This window comes from Corallococcus sp. CA049B (assembly GCF_003611685.1).
GTDB classification, from domain to species: Bacteria; Myxococcota; Myxococcia; order Myxococcales; family Myxococcaceae; genus Corallococcus; species Corallococcus coralloides.
The window spans coordinates 1-20,916 of the sequence record NZ_RAWC01000097.1; the positions used below are offsets into that span (position 1 = coordinate 1).

At 70.9% G+C, this 20,916-nt stretch carries 22 protein-coding genes; 11 read left to right on the plus strand and 11 right to left on the minus strand.

What is annotated here, in order from left to right; translation table 11 throughout:
• Positions 1-318: 318 nt before the first annotated feature.
• The 8 genes from D7W82_RS21355 to D7W82_RS21390 all read left to right on the plus strand — a co-directional run bounded on the left by D7W82_RS21355 (position 319) and on the right by D7W82_RS21390 (position 4,573).
• On the plus strand, positions 319-834 hold the full coding sequence (locus D7W82_RS21355; protein WP_120620121.1) for a hypothetical protein: 516 nt from the start codon (positions 319-321) through the stop codon (positions 832-834).
• Between the two features lie 25 nt (positions 835-859).
• Positions 860-1,624 carry an endonuclease/exonuclease/phosphatase family protein gene (locus D7W82_RS21360; protein ID WP_120620122.1) on the plus strand — a complete coding sequence of 255 codons (765 nt, stop codon included), beginning with the start codon at positions 860-862 and terminating at the stop codon, positions 1,622-1,624.
• Positions 1,625-1,793: 169 nt separating this feature from the next.
• Positions 1,794-2,267: a phage holin family protein gene (locus tag D7W82_RS21365; protein ID WP_120620123.1), complete on the plus strand. Its 474-nt coding sequence runs from the start codon at positions 1,794-1,796 to the stop codon at positions 2,265-2,267.
• Positions 2,257-2,466, plus strand: a complete 210-nt coding sequence (locus D7W82_RS21370; protein WP_014398114.1) for a DUF3618 domain-containing protein — start codon at positions 2,257-2,259, stop codon at positions 2,464-2,466. Before D7W82_RS21365 ends, D7W82_RS21370 begins: the two co-directional genes overlap by 11 nt.
• A 73-nt stretch (positions 2,467-2,539) precedes the next feature.
• Complete coding sequence (locus D7W82_RS21375) at positions 2,540-2,734, plus strand: hypothetical protein (RefSeq protein ID WP_120577359.1); 195 nt, start codon at positions 2,540-2,542, stop codon at positions 2,732-2,734.
• Between the two features lie 28 nt (positions 2,735-2,762).
• On the plus strand, positions 2,763-3,140 hold the full coding sequence (locus D7W82_RS21380) for a hypothetical protein (protein ID WP_120620124.1): 378 nt from the start codon (positions 2,763-2,765) through the stop codon (positions 3,138-3,140).
• Between the two features lie 54 nt (positions 3,141-3,194).
• Positions 3,195-3,503 (plus strand): YtxH domain-containing protein, encoded by a 309-nt coding sequence (locus tag D7W82_RS21385; protein WP_120620125.1) that lies wholly within the window; start codon positions 3,195-3,197, stop codon positions 3,501-3,503.
• A gap of 89 nt (positions 3,504-3,592) precedes the next feature.
• Positions 3,593-4,573, plus strand: a complete 981-nt coding sequence (locus D7W82_RS21390; RefSeq protein WP_233587848.1) for a hypothetical protein — start codon at positions 3,593-3,595, stop codon at positions 4,571-4,573.
• Positions 4,574-4,579: 6 nt separating this feature from the next.
• On the opposite strand, the gene D7W82_RS21395 is transcribed toward D7W82_RS21390, so the two are convergent.
• A complete protein-coding gene (locus D7W82_RS21395) occupies positions 4,580-5,443 on the minus strand; it encodes a hypothetical protein (RefSeq protein WP_120620126.1) in 864 nt (287 codons plus the stop codon).
• Positions 5,444-5,542: 99 nt separating this feature from the next.
• On the opposite strand from D7W82_RS21395, the gene D7W82_RS21400 reads away from it, so the two are divergent.
• On the plus strand, positions 5,543-8,149 hold the full coding sequence (locus tag D7W82_RS21400) for a CHASE2 domain-containing protein (RefSeq protein ID WP_370451049.1): 2,607 nt from the start codon (positions 5,543-5,545) through the stop codon (positions 8,147-8,149).
• 8 nt (positions 8,150-8,157) lie between these two features.
• Here D7W82_RS21400 and D7W82_RS21405 read toward each other — a convergent pair whose 3' ends face one another.
• The 8 genes from D7W82_RS21405 to D7W82_RS21440 form a co-directional block, all read right to left on the minus strand.
• A complete protein-coding gene (locus tag D7W82_RS21405; protein ID WP_147439448.1) occupies positions 8,158-9,225 on the minus strand; it encodes a S9 family peptidase in 1,068 nt (355 codons plus the stop codon).
• Positions 9,226-9,242: 17 nt separating this feature from the next.
• Complete coding sequence (locus D7W82_RS21410; RefSeq protein WP_120620128.1) at positions 9,243-9,605, minus strand: ferredoxin; 363 nt, start codon at positions 9,603-9,605, stop codon at positions 9,243-9,245.
• A gap of 173 nt (positions 9,606-9,778) precedes the next feature.
• Positions 9,779-10,537 carry an NADH-quinone oxidoreductase subunit I gene (locus tag D7W82_RS21415; RefSeq protein ID WP_120620129.1) on the minus strand — a complete coding sequence of 253 codons (759 nt, stop codon included), beginning with the start codon at positions 10,535-10,537 and terminating at the stop codon, positions 9,779-9,781.
• Positions 10,538-10,564: 27 nt separating this feature from the next.
• The gene (locus tag D7W82_RS21420; protein WP_120620130.1) at positions 10,565-12,007 is read right to left on the minus strand and encodes a complex I subunit 1 family protein; all 1,443 of its coding nucleotides are present in this window, start codon (positions 12,005-12,007) and stop codon (positions 10,565-10,567) included.
• A gap of 2 nt (positions 12,008-12,009) precedes the next feature.
• A complete protein-coding gene (locus D7W82_RS21425; protein ID WP_120620131.1) occupies positions 12,010-13,902 on the minus strand; it encodes a 2Fe-2S iron-sulfur cluster-binding protein in 1,893 nt (630 codons plus the stop codon).
• On the minus strand, positions 13,899-15,158 hold the full coding sequence (gene nuoD, locus D7W82_RS21430; RefSeq protein ID WP_120620132.1) for an NADH dehydrogenase (quinone) subunit D: 1,260 nt from the start codon (positions 15,156-15,158) through the stop codon (positions 13,899-13,901). Before nuoD ends, D7W82_RS21425 begins: the two co-directional genes overlap by 4 nt.
• A gap of 13 nt (positions 15,159-15,171) precedes the next feature.
• Positions 15,172-15,690 carry an NADH-quinone oxidoreductase subunit C gene (locus tag D7W82_RS21435; protein ID WP_120549976.1) on the minus strand — a complete coding sequence of 173 codons (519 nt, stop codon included), beginning with the start codon at positions 15,688-15,690 and terminating at the stop codon, positions 15,172-15,174.
• A gap of 173 nt (positions 15,691-15,863) precedes the next feature.
• Positions 15,864-17,138 (minus strand): adenylate/guanylate cyclase domain-containing protein, encoded by a 1,275-nt coding sequence (locus tag D7W82_RS21440; RefSeq protein WP_120620133.1) that lies wholly within the window; start codon positions 17,136-17,138, stop codon positions 15,864-15,866.
• 156 nt (positions 17,139-17,294) lie between these two features.
• On the opposite strand from D7W82_RS21440, the gene D7W82_RS21445 reads away from it, so the two are divergent.
• Together D7W82_RS21445 and D7W82_RS21450 are read left to right on the plus strand one after the other, a co-directional pair.
• Positions 17,295-19,478, plus strand: a complete 2,184-nt coding sequence (locus D7W82_RS21445) for a sulfatase-like hydrolase/transferase (RefSeq protein ID WP_120620134.1) — start codon at positions 17,295-17,297, stop codon at positions 19,476-19,478.
• Complete coding sequence (locus tag D7W82_RS21450) at positions 19,468-19,836, plus strand: PaaI family thioesterase (RefSeq protein WP_014398098.1); 369 nt, start codon at positions 19,468-19,470, stop codon at positions 19,834-19,836. The genes D7W82_RS21445 and D7W82_RS21450 overlap by 11 nt, the downstream gene beginning before the upstream one ends.
• Before the next feature lie 84 nt (positions 19,837-19,920).
• Here the strand turns inward: D7W82_RS21450 and D7W82_RS21455 are convergent, their stop codons facing one another.
• Positions 19,921-20,484, minus strand: coding sequence for an NADH-quinone oxidoreductase subunit B (locus tag D7W82_RS21455; protein WP_120566535.1), 564 nt, complete (start codon positions 20,482-20,484; stop codon positions 19,921-19,923).
• 9 nt (positions 20,485-20,493) lie between these two features.
• On the minus strand, positions 20,494-20,862 hold the full coding sequence (locus D7W82_RS21460; protein WP_120559488.1) for an NADH-quinone oxidoreductase subunit A: 369 nt from the start codon (positions 20,860-20,862) through the stop codon (positions 20,494-20,496).
• Positions 20,863-20,916 lie beyond the last annotated feature (54 nt).

Consider the following 20,916-nt stretch of genomic DNA (forward strand, 5'->3'; position numbering starts at 1 on the left):
GGCATGGGCCGTTCTTTACACCACGCGCGCGCGGAACCTTCCCGGAGCGGCGTCGGGCGTGTTGGCTGGCTGCTTCTCTGTCCGGAAGGGCCCGGCTGGATGCCTGCTGCTGGACGTCTGGCCGCCCGTCCCGGAGGCAGGCCCCGGAGGTGTGCCATTGCCGGTACTTGGGTGCCCTTGGAGGCGAAAGGGTGTTCCTGGCCGGACGTGCGGCAGGCAGCCGTGCCTGTTCTCTCCGTGTCAAGGCGTTACGGACGGCGGGGGGCTCCCTAGCTTTCCCACATCAACGCAGCACATCAATTTTGAAAGGGAGGGCTCATGCCTCGCTCCTACAGCTTCGACCACTTCCAGGTTCCCAAGACGCTGCCGCCGCAGAAGCGCAGCCTGCGTCAGCGCGACAAGGCGCACCTCGCCCAGTCATCGCGGGTGTCGGTGGACGAACACGAGGGCGTCCACTACGGCAAGAGCCACGCGCAGACGGAGGAGATCCTCACCGCGCGCAAGATGGAGCTTCAGCTGGAGGAGCTGGCCCGTCCAGAGGCGGACGCCAAGTTCTCCCATGGGCCGGTGTCGCGCGTGAGCGGCGCCTCGAAGAAGCAGCGCAAGGCGGCCCCTTCGCCCGTCATCGGGACGACGGCGCCCATCGGCGCGCTGCCGCCCACCCAGGAGCGGCCGATGCAGCAGGGCCGGCTGCCGGACCTCATCGACGAGGCGCGCCGGCAGCTCAAGGCCATCCAGTCCGGCGTGGGCGACGTGGCGACGGCGATGCAGCGGCTGGCGTCGCTGCCCTTCGCGGCGGTGCGCCTGGCGGCCCGCCGCATCATTCCGGCCTGAGCAGGAAGGGGAGGGTGAACGACGCGTGGAGCTGACCCTGGTCTCCTACAACATCCACTCCGGCATCGGAGTGGACGGAGCCTTCGACCTGGAGCGCGTGGGCGCGGTCTTGCGCGAGGTGAACGCGGACATCATCGCCCTGCAGGAGGTGGGGGACTTCCGGGGCAAGACGCCCCGGGAGGACCAGCCCGAGCACCTGGCCGAGATGCTCGGGCTGCACATGGCCTTCGGACCCAACGTGGTCCGCAACGGCCGCCGGTATGGCAACGCCATCCTCAGCCGGCTGCCGGTGCTCAAGTCGAAGAACTATGACCTGAGCGTGCCGCGCCGGGAGCCCCGGGGCGCGCTGCGGTGCGACCTGGACCTGGGAGGGGGGCAGCAGTTGCATGTCTTCTGCCTCCACCTGGGGCTGTCCGTGAGCGAGCGGCGGCGGCAGGAAGCGCTCCTCCTGTCCGCCGACCTGCTCCGCGACGCGGCCCGCAAGGACCCCATGGTGGTGTGCGGGGACTTCAACTCGTGGGGCAACGGGCCGGTGTCGTCGCTCGTGCGCGAGGCCATCCACGACGCCGCGTTCGAGCTGGGCGCCGCCGCGCGCACGTACCCCACGCGGCTGCCCCTGTTCCGGTTGGACCGCATCTACGTCGACTCGGGGGTGCGGCCGGTGTCGGTGACGCCGCACCGCTCGCCGCTGAGCCGGGTGGCGTCGGACCACCTGCCGCTGGTGATGCGCTTCGAGGCGCCCATCGCCGTGCAGCCGCCTGTCGCACCGCCGGTGCAGCTGATCGGCTAGGAGTGTGGGCTTGCGGTAGGCTCGCACGCGGGTCCGGTGGTTTCTCGCGTTGAGTGGCCGACGCTTGCGAACGCCGGACAAATTCCTCGCGCCGTGGTTGTCGCGGGGAGGTGGGGTGCCTAGGTTGGCGCCCACGCGCACAGGGACGTGAGCGTCGGCCGGAGAGCGCATGCACGTGGGCAGTGAACAGACGGATCGCGGCGTCGCCGCGCTCGTCGGGCGCATGGCGGATGGCTTCAGCCGGTTGGTGACGCAGCACCTCCAGTTGGCGCGCGTGGAGCTGGCGGAGGACGCGAAGGCCCTGGGCCTGGACATGGCGAGCATCGCCGTGTTCGTGCCCTTCCTGCTCGTGGGCTACGCCTTCGTCTGCGGGGCGCTGGCGGCCGTGCTCGCTCCGTGGACGGGGTGGGCGGGGGCGCTGGCGCTGGTGGGCGCGGCGAACCTGGTGGGCGGCGGCCTGGGCATCCTGCGCGCGGTGAAGCGGATGAAGTCGCGCCAGATGATGGATGACAGCGTGAGCGAGCTGTCGCGCAGCATGGCGGCGCTCACCACGGCGCCGCCGCGGGTGGCCGCGGCGCCCGGGGTGAACACGCTGAAGGACACGACGGGAATGGGTTTCAAGGAGCCGCGGGATGGCCGCTAGCAATGGACACCTGCCGCGCACCAGCGCGGCGCTTCGCGAGGAAATCGAGCGCACCCGGGCCGACCTGGCCACGTCGGTGAGTGCGCTCAAGGTGGAGGTGGCGGAGGTCACCGACTGGCGCCAGTGGGTGCGCAAGCATCCCTACGCCTGCGTGGGGACCGCCTTCCTCGTCGGTTACCTGGTGGGCTCGCGGCGCTGAGGCTGCGCCCGCGGGCCTGGATGCAGAAGCTTCAAGACACAACCGGAAAACGAACGCACAGCAGAGGGCTTCCATGGAAATCAATCCGCAGCAGATGGCAGACCGGGCGCGGCAGATTCAGGAGCAGCTGCCGGACATGGACGAGGCGCGGCAGAACCTGGTGGACCTGAACAACCAGGTCGTCGGGTTCATCAAGGCCAACCCGGGCACGTGCCTCCTGGGCGCCATCGCGGTGGGCTTCATCGTGGGCCGCATCGCGTCCCGCTAACCGGTTGCCTGAAAGAGGGAGCACGGACATGACGAACTACTCGGGCACGACGGGCAACGGCGCGGGGCACGGCGAGGACGCGGGCTTCGGCCAGCGCGTGGATCAGCTGGGCTCGGACGCGCAGCAGTTCATCGACAACGCGCGCAGCGCGGTGGCGGACCTGGGGCAGACGCTGGACCTGAAGGGGCGCGTGGAGCGCAACCCCTACGGCACGTTGGCCATCGCCGTGGGCGTGGGCTACGTGCTGGGCGGCGGCCTCTTCACGCCGCTGACCGGGCGCATCCTCAAGCTGGGCGTGCGGCTGGCCGCGCTGCCCTTCGTGAAGGATGAGCTCATGGGCATGGCGGAGTCCGCCTTCCAGGGCTATCAGACGGGCCGGGGCACGCCGCCCTCGGGCAGCGTCTAGGATTCTGTCGAAGCACCCACGTCTTTCCCCGAAGTCATTTCCCCGGAGTCGGACATGCTGAGCCTGAAGGACTTGAAGAAGCTGGACCGCGACGACGTGCTGGACCTCATCGGCCTGGAGACGCGCCGCACGACGGCGGAGACGGCGCTGCCGGCGCTGGGCATCTTCGCGGCGGGCGTGCTCGTGGGCGTGGGCGTGGGCCTGCTGCTCGCGGACAAGCCGGGCCAGCAGCTGCGCGGTGACCTGCGCCAGCGCATCCAGGGCGGCCAGGACAAGCTCGCCACGGCCATCAACAACGCGCGCGGCACGGAAGCCCCGCAGGGCGCCGGCTCCACGGTGCCGCCGGGTCAGCGGACGACCTGATTCCAGGGCGTGGCCTTGAAGTCACACACGGGCCTCTTCCCGCTCAGCGCGGGGAGGGGCCTTCGTGTTTCCGGCTAGGATGCGCGGCGATGAGCAAGAAGCCGCCCGGGACAAGACCGCCACCGAGACACGACACGCCCGTGGATGTGCCCGCCGTGGACGAGACTCCGGCGCTTCCCGCGCGAAACACAGACACGCCGTGGGCCTCCGGGCCCGACGGCGCGCTGGGACAACTGCGCGCGCTGGAGACGCTGGAGTCCGCCTACGACGCCTGGGCGGAGCTGAAGCGCGGCCACGCCGCCTCCGTCATCCAGTTCCGCGAGGAGCAGGCCCGGCTCACGCAACAGGGTTCCTTCCTGCTGGGCGCGGTGCGCGCCGCGGGCATGGACGCCGGTTCCACCACGCCGGGACTTCAGCCACAGGGCGCCGCCAGCGACTTCCTGCGCGACGCGGAGGCCAGGCTCGCCAGGGCTCGCGACGCCGTCTCCCAGCGCGAAGCGGAGAGCGAGGCCCGCTACCAGGCCGCGTTCACGGAGGTCCGCGCCACGCTGCTGGACCGCGTCCAGCGCTACCTTCAGCGCAGCCAGCCGCACCTCACGCTGCTCCTGCGCCGCGTGGGGGCGGAGCGCTCCATCCTCCACGTCGCGCGCGTGCAGCCGGATGAGGCCGTCCTGCTCTGCTACCTGCTCACGCAGCGGGTGCCGTCCCGCTACGCCTTCCTCTTCGACGACTCCACCGAGGACCTGTCGCTTGCGCCCGCGCCGCTCTACGCGGAGGAGTCCGTCGCCTCCGACGCCGTGCGCCCGGACGCGCCGGGCCTGCTGCGCGTCATCGACGCGAGCACGGACGTCGTGCCGCTCAAGGGCTTCATCCCGCTGCGCGTGCCCAGGCCTGGAGGAGGGGAGGACTTCTTCCGCCTCCTCCAGCGCGGCGCCGTGATGGAGGTGGAGCTCGCGGACGGCCCGGACTTCCGCAGCATCCTCACCCGCGAAGAGTCGGAGCGCTTCGCGGGCCACCTGCTGCGCCTCAAGCTGGAGGAGCGCATCAGCCTGGACATCGAGGCCGGATAGACGCGCTCAGTTCGTCCGCACGATGCCCACCTCCGCGGTGCCCGCGAGGACGACGCTGCCCAGGAAGAGGTTGTCGGACTCCGGGCCGCCCATGCGCACGGCCTGGAAGATGACCAGGTAGGTCTGCTTGGGGTTCGGGAACGCGGTGGCGGGAATCGTCACGCGCGCCTCGCGGAACAGCGCCGGGGTCGCCGCCAACTGGAGGAACTCCACCGGCGACGTGGGCACGTTCGAATAGGTGGCCTGGCCCTTCTCCCCGTTCGAGCCCAGCGGCACCACCGTCACGAAGCCCAGCGTCCGGTCCTGGTTCGGCGGAGGCGCCGGCCGGTCGAACTCGAAGGCCGTGTTGGCGTTGTGGCGCACGAAGCCCTCCGCCGGGTGGAACTTCGAGATGGCCTCCTTCGTCGGCGCGTCCTCCACCCGCGCCTCGTACTTCGTCCCGCCCTGCTCCGCGAAGAACGAATAGGTGGCGCCGGACGCGTACTCCAGGTCGTCCGTGGAGTCGCTCGTCACGCCGTAGCTGCCGCCGCCCTGGCCGTTGAGCGCGACGCCCGCCGCGCTCCCGGCGTTCAGCGTCACGGTGGCCCCACTCACGCCCTGCGGCTGCGCGTTCTCCCCCGACTTCGTCCCGAAGAACACGAACGCCGCCGTCTGCCCGGGGAAGCTCACCACGTCCCCGCCGTCCGGCCCGAGCGTCCCCCCGTCGTAGCCCGCCAGCGCCAACGCGGACACGTCCACCTGCGGCGTCGCGAGCAGGGTGCCCACGATGACGTGGTCCGCCGTGAGCTGGTTCGTCGTCTTCTCCAGGTCACAGGCGAGCGGCGACAGCAGGGACACGGTGGCCAGGGCGGACAGCAACAGGCGTTTCATGGGCACTCTCTTGAACGGGGCACGGGTGACGGCGGCCAACCATACCCCGCGTGTTGCCCATGGGCGTTAGGCCCCATCGGAGTATCCTGCACGCCGCTCGTGCAACGCCTCCGCATCCACTCCTCTGGCCGCCGCTTCCTCCACCGGCTCGGCTTCTCGCTCGCCATGGCGGCCCTGTTCGGCTGCCTGCTCGGCCTGCTCGTCTCCCACCGCGTCACGGGCCCCGCGCGTCCGGAGGACACGCCCGCGCCCCTGCTGTCGCCCTCGGGCTTCATCGACGGGCTCACCAGCTGGCTCGACGGCGGCGAGCGCGTCTTCTACGACTGGCGCATCCGCCAGCTGGGGGAGGTGTCCGAGCGCTCCGACCGGGTGGTGCTCGTCTCCATCGACGACGACACGCTCGCCGAAGCCCAGCAGGGCCCCCGCGCGGAGATCGCCGCGTACCCGTGGCCGCGCCAGGTCATGGGCGGCATGGTGCACCGCCTGGTGGAGGAGGGCGCCTCCGTGGTGATGCTGGACTTCACCTACCCGGAGCTCAGCCCCCGCGCCTGCGTCACCCCCACGCGCTCGGGCCGGGGCGCCCTGTCCCAGGACGACGACGCGCTGCGCGCCCTGCTGGATCAGGACCCCGGCCACTCCGTGCTCGCCTTCCGCTGGGGCGCCGAGGGCACCCGCACGCTGCCGCCCACCGGCCGCCTGTGGCCCTACAGGGTCCGCCTGGGCAGCTACCCCAACATCACCGAGGCCCGCACCCGCGCCCAGTCCGTGCTCGCCCTCCAGCGCCCCGCGTTCCTCATCCCCGCCGGCAAGGCCCTGGAGGTCTGGGCCGGCGTCGCGGACGAGGGCGAGGGCCGCGGCCTGGGCGAGCAGATGGGCACCGCCGCCGCGTCCATCCAGGAGCGCCGCGCCGCGGACGACGCCTTCCGCGTGGCCCCGGCGGACCTGTTCCTCGCCCTGGCCTCCGTGCAGGTGCAGGGGTTGGATCCGGAGAAGCTCCTGGAGGTGCGCCAGCTCCAGCACCCGGTGACGCCGCTGCTCAGCCAGGCCAGCGGCTACGGCGCCACCACGCTGCCCGCGGACCCCGACGGAGTGGTGCGCGGCGTGCCCCACCTCGTCGCCTACAGCCCGCGCGGTGGCGAGCGCTACGTCCTGCCCTCGCTGCCCCTGGCCGCCGCCATGCGGCTCGCGGGCACGCAGAAGCTGCGGTACGCGGACGGGCGCCTCTTCATCGGGGACACGTACTCCGTGCCCATGGACGCGGCCGGCTACAGCCTGCTGCGCTGGGAGGCCGCGTCCGCCACCCGCGGCGCGCGCGGCCCGCTCGCCCGCTCCATCCGCGCGTGGAACGTGCTGCTCAACCTCTTCGACTCGCAGGAGGCGCGGCCCGTCCGCTTCGACCACGACCTGGAAGGCCGCGCCGTCATCCTCACCAACACCAGCAGCTACGCCCCCGAGCGCCGGGTGACGCCCATCGGGCCGGGCATCGCCAACGGCGCCGTGCTGGGCCAGGCGCTCGCCAACATCCTCGCGTCGAACGGCATCACCCGCGCGCCGCCGAAGGTGGACATGCTCGCCACCATGGGGCTCGCGTTCATTGGCGCGTTCCTGGCGCTGTCGTTCAGCTGGCTCCTGCGCTCCGTGGGCGGGGCCTTCCTCTTCGTCTGCGTGGCGGTGGCGGCCGGGGCGGGCTACGTGGGCGCGGCGGGCTACGTCTTCGTCCATGAACAGGTGTGGATCGCCGTCGCGGGACCGCTGTGGTCCGGCGGGCTCGCGTTCCTGGTGACGACCCTCTACGCCTTCCGCACCGAGCAGGACGTGCGCGAGTTCGTGCACAGCGCGCTGGGCCGCTACGTGAGCCCGGACGTGGCGCGGCTGGTGGCGCGCGACGTGAGCCTGATGAAGCCGGAGCGCCGGCAGATGACCGTGTACCTCTGCGATATCGAGGGCTTCACGCGCCTGTCGCAGGCGCTGCCGCCGGAGCAGTTGGTGCCGCTGCTCAACACCTTCCTCACGGAGATGACCGCCGTGGTGCGCGCCACGGCGGGGCAGGTGGACAAGTACATCGGCGACTCGGTGATGGCCTTCTGGGGCGCGCCCGTGCGCACGGACCGCCACGCGCACCTGGCCTGTGAGGCGGCGCTGAAGCTCCACGCGGCGCTCGCGCAGAAACAGCCCCTCTGGGAGAAGCAGTTCGGGCACCGGCTGTCGGTGCGCGCCGGCATCGACACGGGCGACCTGCTGGTGGGCGACATGGGCAGCGAGCTCAAGTCCAACTACACCGTCATGGGCGACGCGGTGGGCATGGCCGGCCGGCTGGAGGCGGCCAACAAGCAGTACGGCACCCAGGTGCTGGTGGGGCACGCCACCGCGCAGCTCGCCAGCGACGCGTACGTCTTCCGCGAGGTGGACCGCGTGCTCCTCGCGGACCGCCCCCAGCCCGTGCGCGTGCACGAGCTGCTGGGCCGGCGGGGTGAGTTCTCCCCGGAGAAGCAGGCGGGCATCGCCCTCTACGAGAAGGCCCTCACCGCCTACTACGGGCGCGACTTCATCGTGGCCCAGGAGCTGTTCCGCCGCTGCGGCGTGGAGCACGGCGACCCGGTGGCCCGTGTCTACGTCGAGCGCTGCCAGCGCCTCATCCAGACGCCTCCGCCCGAGGACTGGGACGGCGTCATCCGCTGGGGCCGGCGCAGCACGGATGCGCGCTGAGCGGCCCGTCAGGGCTGCGTGTCGACCCTCAGGGGCACACCGAAGCGCGTGGTGAAGAACTGGAGGAGGTGGGCGTGCTCGAAGGCGATCTCCTCCGGGCGCTCCGTGAGGTGCGCGTGCTCGGGGATGATCATCAGGGTCGCGTCCTGGCCCCGGGCCCGGAGCTTGCGCACGAAGACGTCCGCGTCCGACAGCGACACCTTGGGGTCCCTCGCGCCCAGCATCAGGGCGATGGGCGCCTCCACCCGGTCCACCCAGGTCACGGGGGAGATGGCGCGAAGCAGCTCCGCGTCCCGCTCCGGGTCGCCGTACTCCTCGGCTCGGGTGCGGCGCAGCTCCGGCGCCAGCTGCGAGAGGAAGGAGCCCAGGTCCGTCTTGGCCGCGAGGGCAAAGCCCGCATCGTAGCTGCCCGCGAAGCGCGTCATGCCCACCAGCGTCTGGTTGCCTCCGTAGCTCCACCCGAGGATGCCCAGCCTGGGGGCCACGCCATCACGGGTGAAGCGCTGGCGCAGGCAGCGGCTGGCGGCCTCCAGGTCCGTGGCGGCGGCCACGCGCAGGGGCCCGTTGTCCGCGCGGGCCCAGTCCACGGAGCATTTGGTGCCCCGCACCGCGGGCTCCGCGAAGATGAAGCCCGCGCGCAGGAAGAACTCCGGGCGCCAGTGGTAGTCCGGCGTGGGACAGGCCGTTGTGTAGAAGGCGAGCACGGGACACGCGCGCTCCCGGCACGCGGGCGGCACCCGCACCTGGATCCGGAAACGGACGTCGCCGTTGTCACACGACAGGTCCTCCGCGGGGGCCGCGCTCCAGCGCAGGCGCTGCCCGGAGTCCGCGAGGAGGGCCGCCAGGGTGGACGTCAGCGCCGCGTCGGGTTCGACGCGGGGATGGCGCGCCAGCAACTCCTCGCGGGAATCCCCGTCCCGGACGAGCGCCGTGCCCACGACGCGGGGGCTGTCCGCATCCGGATGCGCGCCGAGCACCTTCGAGGGCACCGGCGCCACGGGCCGCGAACACCCGCCGAGCATCAGCAGGCCCACGAGCGCCGGCAGCAAGAGGGGCGCAGGGGATGCGCGAAGCACGGTCTACCTCCTGAACGTCAGTCGTCGTCGCCAGAGTCCGGCTGGCCGAACAGCTCGCGCACCGGCGCGTCGTCCTGGATGTGCTCGGCCACCACGCGGCGCATCTTCTCCGCCGTCATCCCGGAGTAGTAGACCTCTCCAGGCCACCCCATGAGCTGGTAGTCCTCTGGGGACAGCGGGTCGCGCTTGCGGCCCGTGTCCTCGCGCACCACCACGTTGGGCCCCATGTGGCAGAAGCCGTAGCAGCCGCCCCGGTACAGCTCGCAGCGGGCCTGCAGGCCCTTCTCCGCCAGCGCCTCGCGCGCCGCCACGTGCACCGCGTCCGAGCCGCCCGCGCGGCAGCTGGAGCCCTTGCACACCGACATCCGGTAGCGCTTCACGGCGGGGCTCCCCGTGCCAGGCCGGCACCATGCGCATTGAAGAGGTGCAGCATCACCACATGCCCCCAGAAAAGGCTTCGGCCCGCCCTTCCCGATACGGCGGGAAGGAGGCGGGCCGGGATGCGTGCGAAGGGGCGGCGCACGGCCCGCCCCTCGCGGTGCGAAACAAAGGACTACTTGATGAACTTCGTCACCTGGATGGGACCCTGCTGGGTCACCACCGCGTGCCCGGCGCCCGCCTTGGCGTGGCCGTGGCCCGCGCCCAGCTGCTTGGCGTGGCCGTGGCCGTGGTCCGCGTGTCCCTCGCCGATGCGCGTGTGCGCTTCCTTGTGGACGTGGTGCGGCTCCGAGGAGCTGTCGCGCTTGTTCCACGGGTCGGACGGGTGCGACACCGGCGGGCCCTTGAGCAGCTTCGGGATGTCGTAGACGAAGTTCTGCCGGTTGTACTCGGACGGCGTGTGCATGTACGTGTCCATGCGGATGGCGTCCTTGGGGCACGCCTCCACGCACAGGCCGCACACGATGCAGCGCAGCTCGTCGATGACGAACTGGGTGGGGTACTTCTCGATGACCGCCGACTCGGAGTCGGTGGACGCCTGCTCGTACTCACCCGCCTCGATGTAGATGCACTGCGCGGGGCAGATGGTCGCGCACATGTAGCAGGCCACGCAGCGCGGCTTGCCGTCGTCACGCGGCACCAGCCGGTGCAGGCCACGGTAGCCCTCCGGATAGATGGGCTTCTCTTCCGGGTACTCCACCGTGGTCATCAGGCTCGTGCCCGTGCGGTCCACCACCTGGGGGTTGGTGTCGCGCGTGCCGAACATGTTGCGGAAGAAGTGCTTGGTCGTGATGGCCAGACCGCGCAGCAGCTCCGGGATGTACATCCGCTCGCGGATGTCCGTGCGCGGATCCTGGGAAGCATTGAACGCCATGGTGTCTTGTCTCGCTTCCGGACCGCGCTAGTGCGCGCCCGCCGGGGAGTGGGAGTGGGGGTCCGCGTGCGCCGGCAGACCGTGCGCATCGCTTCCGTGGCCGTGAGCGTCGTGGCCATGGCCGTGCGCCGTGTCATGCGCCCCGGCCGCCTTGGCGCCCGGGGTCAGCGTCAGGGCCAGCACGAAGCCGATCTCCAGGAGGCCCACCACGCCCAGCGCGCGGAGGGACGGATCCCACAGCACCAGCGCGCCGCTGATGAACACGTTGGCCAGGCCCACGGGCAGGAGGATCTTCCAGCCCAGGTTCTGGATCTGATCGTAGCGGAAGCGCGGGAAGGTCCAGCGGATCACCAGCTGCACCCAGATGAGCAGGATGACCTTGATCCAGAACACCGTGCCCAGGAGCGTGCCGTACACCCAGCCGTGCTCCTGGAAGAAGGGCTGCGCCGCCAGCCACTCGCCGCCGAAGGGCAGGTGGTGCCCGCCGAAGAAGAGCGACGTCGTCACGCCGGCCAGCACCACGACCTCCACGAACTCGGAGATCATGAACATGCCGAACTTCATGCCGGAGTACTCCACGAAGTAGCCGATGATTTCGGACTCGCCTTCCGGAGCGTCGAACGGGGCGCGCTTGGTCTCCGCGAAGGACGCCACGAAGAAGGCGATGAAGCCCAGGGGCTGGATGAAGATGCCCCACGCCGGCAGGCCCAGGTCGAAGCCGCCGTCCGTGCGCCACAGGTACTTCGCCTGACCGGTGCCGGACACGAGCGCGTTGCCCACGTCACCCACCAGCGTGGGCAGCTGCACGGAGGAGAAGGCCAGGAACAGGCCCACCAGCGACAGGCCCAGCGCCACTTCGTAGGAGATCATCTGCGCGGAGGCGCGCACGCCGCCCAGCAGCGCGAACTTGTTGTTGGAGGCCCAGCCGGCCAGCGACGTGCCGTAGACGGCGAGCGACGCGATGGCGAGCAGGTACAGCATGCCGAAGTCCGGCGTGGCGACGACCATGTCCACCGTCTTGCCGAACACGTTCACCGTGGGGCCGGCCGGCACCACCGCGAACAGCGCGAACACCGGCGCGAAGGCGAGGATGGGGCCCAGGTTGAACAGGAAGCGGTTGGCGGTGCCGGGGACGAAGTCCTCCTTGGTCAGCATCTTCAGCACGTCCGTGAGGATGTGCGGGAGGCCGCCCAGGGAGCGGTTGGACAGGCCCGGCAGGGCGATGCGCGCGCGGTTGGGACCCACGCGGTCCTGCATGAACGCGGACCACTTGCGCTCCGCGATCGTGAGCAGCGTCGCGGTGATCATCACGAAGACGAGCATCAGGAAGAGGATGTTCGTCAGGCGGCTGGCACCCTCGAAGAGGTACTCCTCCGCCAGGTAGCCCACCAGATACGCCGAGGCCACTCCGCCAGCGATGGCGAAGACGATGAAGGCCATGGCGAACAGCATGGTCAGGATACGGCTCATGGTCAGATGCCCCTCACGCGCGGCGCGCCGAACTCACGGTAGCCCGGCGGACGGCCGTCGGCACTCGACGGCAGCGGATTGATGCCCGGCTTCTCCCGGTCCGGCGGAGAGGCCTTGTCCCAGTTGAACTCGGCGAACTCGGACACCTGCCCCGAGAGCGCCCGCCACACGTCGCGCGCGGAGGCCGCGGCGGACTCGCCGCCCAGCTCGCGCGTCAGCTCCGTGGCCCACTTCCAGTGCGGCACCGCGTCCCCCTTGGAGGGGTACGCCTTGCGGAAGCGCTGGGTGATGCCGTCCTGTTGGGTGAACGTGCCCTCGTCCTCGATGTGCGCGGAGGCGGGCAAGAGCACCGTGGCCTGCGCCGTCACCGGGGACTCGTTCTGCGCCTGGGCGACGAACACCTCCAGCGACGCGACCACTTCCGCGAACGCGGCCGCGTCCGTGGGGACCTCCGTGCCCAGCGCGTAGAGCGCCTTCACCTGTCCGGCCTTGATGGCGGGGGTGAGCTCCTCGAAGCCCTTGAGCGACAGCCCCAGGCCCTTGGCGATGAGCGCCAGGCCCTGGCGGTTGGGGTTCTTGTCCGCCGTCATCAGGTAGTGGTCCGCCTTGCCCTGCGGACGGCCACCGACGAACACGGACGTCACGCCCAGCACCGTCTTGGCGAACGTCAGGCCCGCGAGCAGGTCCTCGTTGGACGCGAGCGGCGAGGCCAGCACCGCGAGCTGCTTGGAGCCCGCGAGCGGCTTGAGCGCCTTGGCCGCGCCGAGCGCGGCGTCCTTGCGCGTGAGCACCGGCTGCACCGTGCCGGGGGCCTGCAGGCCGCGGCCCACGCGGGCGGACAGCACGCGGCCCACGTTCAGGTCCTTGTACGACAGGCGGCCCTGGTCGCACATCCAGCTCTTGTTGATGGCCTCGTTCTCACGCGGGCGGTAGCGGTAGGTGTCCTGGGACATCCAGTCCGCGGAGATGGTGCAGCCGCGCGAGCAGCCCGTGCAGACGGACGGCGTGGCGGACAGGAACCAGGAGCGCGCCTTGAAGCGGAAGTCGCGGGAGAGCAGCGCGCCCACCGGGCACACGTCCACGGTGTTCAGCGAGTAGTTGCTGTCCAGCTCGTTGCCCGGGAAGACGTCGATGCGCTCGTGGCTGCCACGGCCGAAGACGCCCAGCTGCGGCTCCTTCGGGATCTCATTCATGAAGCGGACGCAGCGCGTGCAGATGATGCAGCGCTCCTGATCGAGCACGACGCGGGGCCCCAGCACCTTGCGCTTGTGCTTGAGGGCCTTGGTGCCCTCCAGACGCGAGGGCTTGTAGTCGTACTTCATGTAGTAGTCCTGCAGCTTGCACTCACCGGCCTGGTCGCAGATGGAGCAGTCGACCGGGTGGTTCAAGAGCAGGAACTCCATCACCGCGCGCTGCTGCTCCTTGACCTTGGGGGTCGTGGTCTTGATGACCTGACCCTCGGCCATGGGCGTCTGGCAGGCGGGGACGAGCTTGGGCGCGTTGGACGCCTCAATCAGACAGATGCGGCAGTTGGCCGCGATGGAGAGGCGCGGGTGGTAGCAGTAGTAGGGGATCTCCGAGCCGACCGACTTGGCCGCCTCGATCATGTTGGTCCCCGGCTTCACCACGACTTCGCGCCCGTCGATGACCGCCGTCACGAAGCCCGGGTTCTTGGGCTGCGGCTTGGGCGGAGGGCCGCCGGCCGGAGGCGCCGCCGGCTTGGGCGGAGGCGTGCCGGTGGGGCCGCTGGCGGCCGCGGGCGGATTGTCCAGCTTCGCGCCGGCGGGCGGGTTGGACGGCTCCGAGCCAACCTTGGCCGCGGGCGTGTCGGTGGGCGCGCCCTTGGGGGGCGTCTGCGCGTCACCGGTGGGCTTCTTCGTGTCGTTGTCGCTCACTGCTCGACCTCGCCGCCGATCATGTTGATGGTGTCAAAGGTGGGAACGAGGTCCGCGAGCATCTTGCCCTGGATGATGTGCGGCAGCGCCGACAGCACCGGGAAGCCCGGGGCGCGCACGTGGACCTTGTACGGACGGCCGCGGCCGTCGCTCACCAGGTACCAGCCCAGCTCGCCGTTGGACGCTTCCGTCGCGTCGTAGACTTCACCGGGGGGGACCTGGATGCCCTCCATCACCAGCTTGAAGTGCGCCATCACGCCTTCGATGGTGCCGTACACCTCCGGCTTGGGCGGCAGCGCGATGCGCCAGTCGTCCACGATGATGGGGCCCGCGGGGATGGTGTCCAGGGCCTGGCGGATGATCTTGATGGACTGCCGCATCTCCTCCAGGCGCACGAGGTAGCGGTCGTAGTTGTCGCCGTGCTCGCCCACCACCACCTCGAAGTCGAAGCGGTCGTAGACCCAGTACGGCTGCACCTTGCGCAGGTCGTGGTCCACGCCGCACGCGCGCAGCGCGGGGCCCGTCCACCCGTAGTCGATGGCGTCCTCGGCGGTGATGACGCCGGTGCCCTTGGTGCGGTCCACGAAGATGCGGTTGCGCGTGAGCAGCCCGTCCATCTCCACGAGCAGCTCTTCGGTGCGGTCCAGCGTCTTCTTGACCTTCTCCGACCAGCCTTCCGGCAGGTCGCGGTTCATGCCGCCCACGCGGCCGAAGCTGGTGGTGAGGCGCGCGCCGGTGAGCTCCGTGACGCGGTCCTGGATGAGCTCGCGGGCCTCCATGCCGTAGAGGAACGGCGCGAAGCCGCCCATCTCCAGGCCGGTGGCGCCCACGCACGTCAGGTGGTCCGTGAGCCGGTGCAGCTCGCTGCCGATGACGCGGATGTACTGGGCGCGCTCCGGGATCTCCAGGCCGATGAGCTTCTCCACGGCGTTGAGGAACCCGAAGTTGTTCATCATCGCGGACAGGTAGTTGAGCCGGTCCGTGTACGGCAGGCACTGCGTCCAGGTGACGTTCTCGCAGCTCTTCTGGAAGCCGCGGTGGAGGAAGCCGATCTCCGGGTCGATCTTGACGATGGTCTCACCCTCGAGCTCCACCTTCAGCCGCACGGTGCCGTGCGTGGCCGGGTGGGAGGGGCCCATGTTGATGACCATGTTCTTCGTCTGGAAGTGAGACTCCAGCTCCGACTCCTCGTGGGCGAACCCATCGGTGTCGGGGTTGTGGGGCTTCTGCGCGTCGGTGTTGTGGCTGTCGGCCATGGTGAGGTCTCGATCAGGCGATGCCGCTGGTGCCGGGGCCGCGGAAGATGTCCTTGATGGGGCGCTCGGGGATCAGCGGCTGGCGGTCGCGCAGCGCGTAGTCCTTGCGCAGGGGGTGACCCTGGAACTCCTCGTACAGGAGGATGCGGCGCAGGTCCGGGTGGTCGGTGAAGCGGATGCCGTAGAAGTCGAACACCAGCCGCTCCCACCAGTTGGCGCCGCGGTACAGCGGCGTGAGGGAGGGCAGCTCCGGGCGGGTCTCGGTCACGCGCACCTTCAGGCGCACGTGCTCCTTCCGCTTGAGCGAATAGAGGAAGTAGACGACCTCGAAGCGCGGATCACTCTCCGCCAGGTGCAGGCGATCCACGGCGTCCGCGGAGCCGAACAGCTTGAAGTCCAGCTCGGGGTCCATCTTCAGGAAGGTGGCGACCTTCGGCAGCCACTCCGCATGAATGACGGCCCAGGCTCCGCCAGCGCGGTCGACATAGCGCTCCGCGACCGCTTCGGGGAACTGGGCGGCGACCCGGTCCAACGCGAAAATGCTCAAGGGGGGCCTCGATCTACGACAGAGGAAACCGCGGCTTTATAAGGACCGTTCGCGTGAGGCGTCAACGTAAACCCTCAACCGTGTAGGCCACTTAGGTGGTCCAGCAGCCCGCGTCGCGATCCACCCCCTGCCTGCCTGGGCGCGGCGGGTGGAAGGGCTCAGGCGGCCACGTCCGGACCCAGCCCCGGGGCGCCCTCGGCGGGCTCGGGGATGAAGGTCACCACCGGCTGGCTCTTGCCGGGCACGAGCGCGGTGGGGGCCGGGGCCCAGCGGAAGGTGTCACCCGCCCGCTCCCGGGTCGCCTGGGAGACGAGCACCGGCACCCCGAAGCCCTTGGTCAGCCGCTCGATGCGGTTGGCCAGGTTCACCGTGTCGCCAATGGCCGTGTACTCCAGGCGCCGGAACGGCGATCCGATGTTGCCCAGCACCACCGGCCCCGTATGCACGCCCACGCCCATGCGCAGGCCGGGCTCCCCCCGGGCGGCGCGCTCGGCGTTGACGGCCTCCAGTTCGCGCACCATGTCCAGCGCGCACCGGGTGGCGCTGCGGGCATGCCAGGCGTCCGGCAGCGGGGCGCCGAAGTACACCATCAGTGCGTCCCCGATGAACTTGTCGAGCGTCCCGCCGTGGCGGAACACCACCTCCACCATGCGGCCGTAGTACTCGTTGAGGATGGTGACCACCTGCTCGGGTGGCAGCCGTTCGCTCAGGGCGGTGAAGTCGCGCACGTCCGCGAAGAGGACGGACACCTCGCGCAGCTCCGGGGCGGGGGAGTCGCGGTCCTGGAGGCGCTCGGCGACGGCGGGGGAGAAGTAGCGGCCCAGCCGCGCGCGCTGGAGCTCCTCCTGGGTGACCGCGGCGGACAGGAAGCGGATGCGCTGGAGGAGCCGGGAGGCCCCCGCGGCCGTCATGGCCAGCATCACCGCGCTTGCCACCTGCGCGCCCCCGCCGATGGAGGCCTGCCGCTGGAGCTCCGCCTCCGCGAGGATGGCGATGACCGTGACGAGCAGGGTGACGGGCCGCCGGAGGCTCAGCGCGGACAGCAGCACCAGCGCCGCGAAGACGCCCAGCGTGAAGCCGGCCACACCGCCTGGAGACGGGGACACCGGCAGCGCCAGGTGCTGGAGCCAGTACACGGCGGGCACGTCCACGAACGCGACGGACAGCGACGCCCAGCGGGCGATGCGCGCGGAGGCCGTCACCGCCACGGCCACGAGGGTGGTGCACACCAGGTACAGCGCGAACGGCGCCAGGTAGATGTCCCAGTCGTGCAGCCCGCGCACGCGGCCCAGGTACACGGCCATGGAGAACAGCACGCCCACCGCGCCCAGCCGGACCCACGCCAGGTGCCGTCCATTGGACTGGCGTTCCCCGTCGAGCGCGCGCCGGACGGACTCCTGCAGGCTGTCGCTGGGCGTGGCGCTGGATGACATGGGAGTGGCCCCCGGGCCGCGGGAGGCATCGGTCAGGAACAGTGAAGCTGCCATCTTGCACCGGCAGTGCGTGCCATGCACGTCAGGGGCTCCCCGAAAGCCCGGTAGAACACAGAGTTGGCGCGAGGACGCCTGGACGGAGTAGAGGCTGAGGGCATGTCCGTGCGGTCCGTCGCCTCCTTCCTCCGTGCCGCGTTGGGGCGCCTGGCCCTGGGCGCCCTGCTGGGGTTGCTGCTCTTCGCTGGCGAGACGGTCTGGCTGCTCAAGGCGGGCGTGGTGGGCGTGGACATCCCGCTGGACGGCCCCTACGCGGCGTTGGCGGCGGCGGTCCGGCCCCTGTTGCCCGGCGTCATCCTGCGCGTGGCCTCCGTGTACGCGGTGGCGGGCGGTCTGCTGGGGCTCGCCGCGGCGCTGCTGGCCTCCGCCTGGACGCGGCGGGGTGGGTGGGTGTCGCTGGCGTGGATGGTGCCTCACTGGATGGGGCTGCTGCTGTTCTGGGCCTGGGACCGGGCGCTGGCGCGGCCCGCCCTCTTCGACGACCTGCCGGCGGTGCGGCCGGTGCTGGCGTGGCTGGTGGATCACGGCGAGCCGTGGCAGGCGCGCGCGGCGGCCGGGGCGTGGGTGGCGGTCCATCTGGCCGTGCTGGCGTGGCGAGGTGCACGGGGGCTGCGGCGGTTCGTGGCCTCCGGCGGCCCGGCGCCCCTCCGTGCGGAGCGCGCCGCGTGGATGGTGGTGGCAGGCGTCGTCGGGGTGCTGGCGGTGGTGGTGACGGTGCGCCGTGTGGGGCCTTCCGTCCGGCAGCCGCTGGTGGTGCTCATTGGCATCGACGCGTTCCGGCCGGACCGGCTGGGCGCGACGGGGCGTGGTGTCGCGCCCCAGGTGGAGCGCTTCCTCCAGGACGCCACGCTCTTCACCCGGGCCTACACGCCCGTGGCGCAGACGGAGCCCGCGTGGCGCTCGCTGCTCACCGCGCGCTGGCCGTACCGCACGGGCGTGCGCTACCCGCTGACGCCCGACGCGCGGCTCGTGCTGGCGCCCACCTTCGCGCAGCGCTTCGCGGACGCGGGGTGGCGCACGGTGTTCGCCACGGACTGCTCGCGCTTCCACTTCGAGGGCCCGGCCTCCGGCTTCGCCACGCGCTGGCAGCCTCCGCGCGGCGCCATCAACTTCGCTCTGGAGAAGTTGCGCTACCGGGCGCTGGGCCTGTTCGCGGACAACCCGGCCGGCGCCGCGTGGGTGCCCGAGTTCATCGACAACCGCGCGCTGGCCGGCATCCATGACCCCATGGGCTATGCCCGGCGGCTGTCGGACGGGCTCGTGGCGGAGGCGGGGGAGGGGCCGCTGCTCTTCGCCTTCCACGCCACGGCGGCCCACTTCCCGGGCGACCCGGTGTACCCGTTCTACCGCCGCTACGTGTCCTCCTCCGAGCCGCTGGAGCGCAGGCTGCGCATGCACTTCGCGCCGGTGACGCCGGGGGCGAAGGGGGCGTGGAACCGCGCGGGCGCGGAAGGGCTCTACGACGAGCTGCTCGCGCAGGCGGATGCGCAGGTGGGGGCGCTGCTGGACGCGCTGCGGGCCTCCGGGCGCTACGACGACGCGCTCATCGTGCTGATGTCCGACCACGGCGAGAGCTTCCACGCGGACCGGCCGGACCTGGCGGGCGCGACGTCCGTGCATGGCGCCCGGCTGGGCGACGAGGAGAACCGCATCCTGCTCGCGGTGAAGCTGCCCGGCGGCCGTGGCGCGGGCCCCGCGCAGGTGGACGCGCTGGCGCGGCTGGTGGACGTGGGCCCCACGCTGCTGGAACTGTCCGGCCTGTCCTCGCTGCCGGAGTCGGACGGGGCGTCGCTCGGGCCGCTGTTGCGCGGCGAGGGGCGTCCGCTCACGCCGCTGTACGCGGAGACGGGCTACACGCACGTGGTTCCGGAGGTGTTCGACCCCGGTCACTGGCCGGGCGCGCCGCGCACCTTCGACGCGTACCGCCTGCGCCCGGACGGGGTGGTGGAGATGGGCGACGACGCGGGCACGGCGGTGCTGCGCGAGAAGGACACCGGCGCCTTCGACGGCGAGCGCTGGGTGGTGGACCGGCCGCAGGCGGACGGCACCGTGCGCCGCACCTGCACGGGCGACTGTGAAGGGGCGGACGCGCGAGCGCTGGCGGACTGGCTGGACGACGCGACGGAGCGCGCACCGGAGTCCGCCTCACGTAGAGTCGCCGGCCATGTCGACGACCGAAACGACTCGCGGCCTCCAGGAAACGTACGCCCCCCACAACGCCTGCTTCGGGTGTGGCCCGGCCAACCCCAAGGGGCTGCGCATCCGCAGCCGCGTGGAGGGTGACCTCGTCGTCGCGGACTGGACGCCGGAGGAGCACCACCAGGCGTTCCCGGGCGTGCTCAACGGCGGCATCATTGGCGCGCTGCTGGACTGCCACTGCAACTGGACGGCGGCGTACCACCTGATGAAGGCGCAGGGCGCGGCCACCCCGCCGTGCACCGTCACCGCCGACTACACCATCGTGCTCAAGCGCCCCACGCCCATGGGCCCCGTGCACCTGTCCGCGAAGCCCGTGTCGATTGAAGGCGACCGCGTCGTCGTGGAGGGCACCCTCACCGGGGAGAACGGCAAGGTCACGGCCACCTGCCGCGGCACCTTCGTCGCCGTGAAGGAAGGCCACCCCGCGTACCACCGCTGGTAGGTCCCAGGAACGCCTCGGGCCCCGTCACCGGCCTCTTCGTGAGAGGCGGCGCGGGGCCCGTGGGGGACAGCGAGAGCGGTGTGACTACTTGCCGGCGGCGAGCATGCGGGCGTGGTGCGCCGCGGTCTCGTTGGGCTCGCCGGGGTCACGCAGCCGGTGCACCTGGTTGCCGATCTTGTCCTGCAGCAGCATCAGGCCGTCCAGCACCTGCTCCGGACGCGGCGGGCAGCCGGGGATGTAGACGTCCACCGGGATGATGCGGTCGATGCCCTGGAGCACCGCGTAGTTGTCGTAGAAGCCGCCCGAGGACGCGCACACGCCGAAGGACACGACCCACTTGGGCTCGGTCATCTGCTCGTAGACGCGCTTGAGGATGGGGGCCTGCTTCAGGTTGATGGTGCCCACCACCATCAGCAGGTCCGCCTGGCGCGGCGAGAAGCGCGGGAACTCCGCGCCGAAGCGCGAGATGTCGTGGCGGCTGGCGGCCACGGACATGTACTCCATGCCGCAGCACGCGGTGGCGTACGGGTAGGTGAACAGCGAGTACTTGCGGGCCCAGCCCAGGCCCTTGGACACCAGCTTCTGGAAGAAGCCCATGGCTTCGTCCCGGCGGGTGGTCATGATCGGCGCGATGTCGGTATCAGCCATGGCGTAGTCTCAGCTCTCCCAGTCGAGAGCGCCCTTCTTCCAGACATAGATAAGGCCCACGACCAGGGTCGACGCGAAAACCAGCATCTCCACGTAGCCGAACCAGCCGAGCGCCTGGAAGTTCACCGCCCAGGGGTACAGGAACACCGCTTCCACGTCGAACACGATGAAGAGCAGCGCGATGACGTAGAACTTCACGGCGAAGCGCTGGCGAGCGGGACCGCTCGACTCGGAGCCTGCTTCGAAGGGGGCCGACTTGGTGCTGCTCGGGCGCTTGGGGCCCAGCCGGGTGGTGACCTGGGGGATGATCATCCCCATGACACCGGCCAGCAGGAGCACCACCGCCATCGGCAGGTACGGGGCGAGGGGTGTAGTCATCGGGCGCGGACCCTAACGACACCGCTGGCGTCGTGTCAAAGGGAAACACCCCCC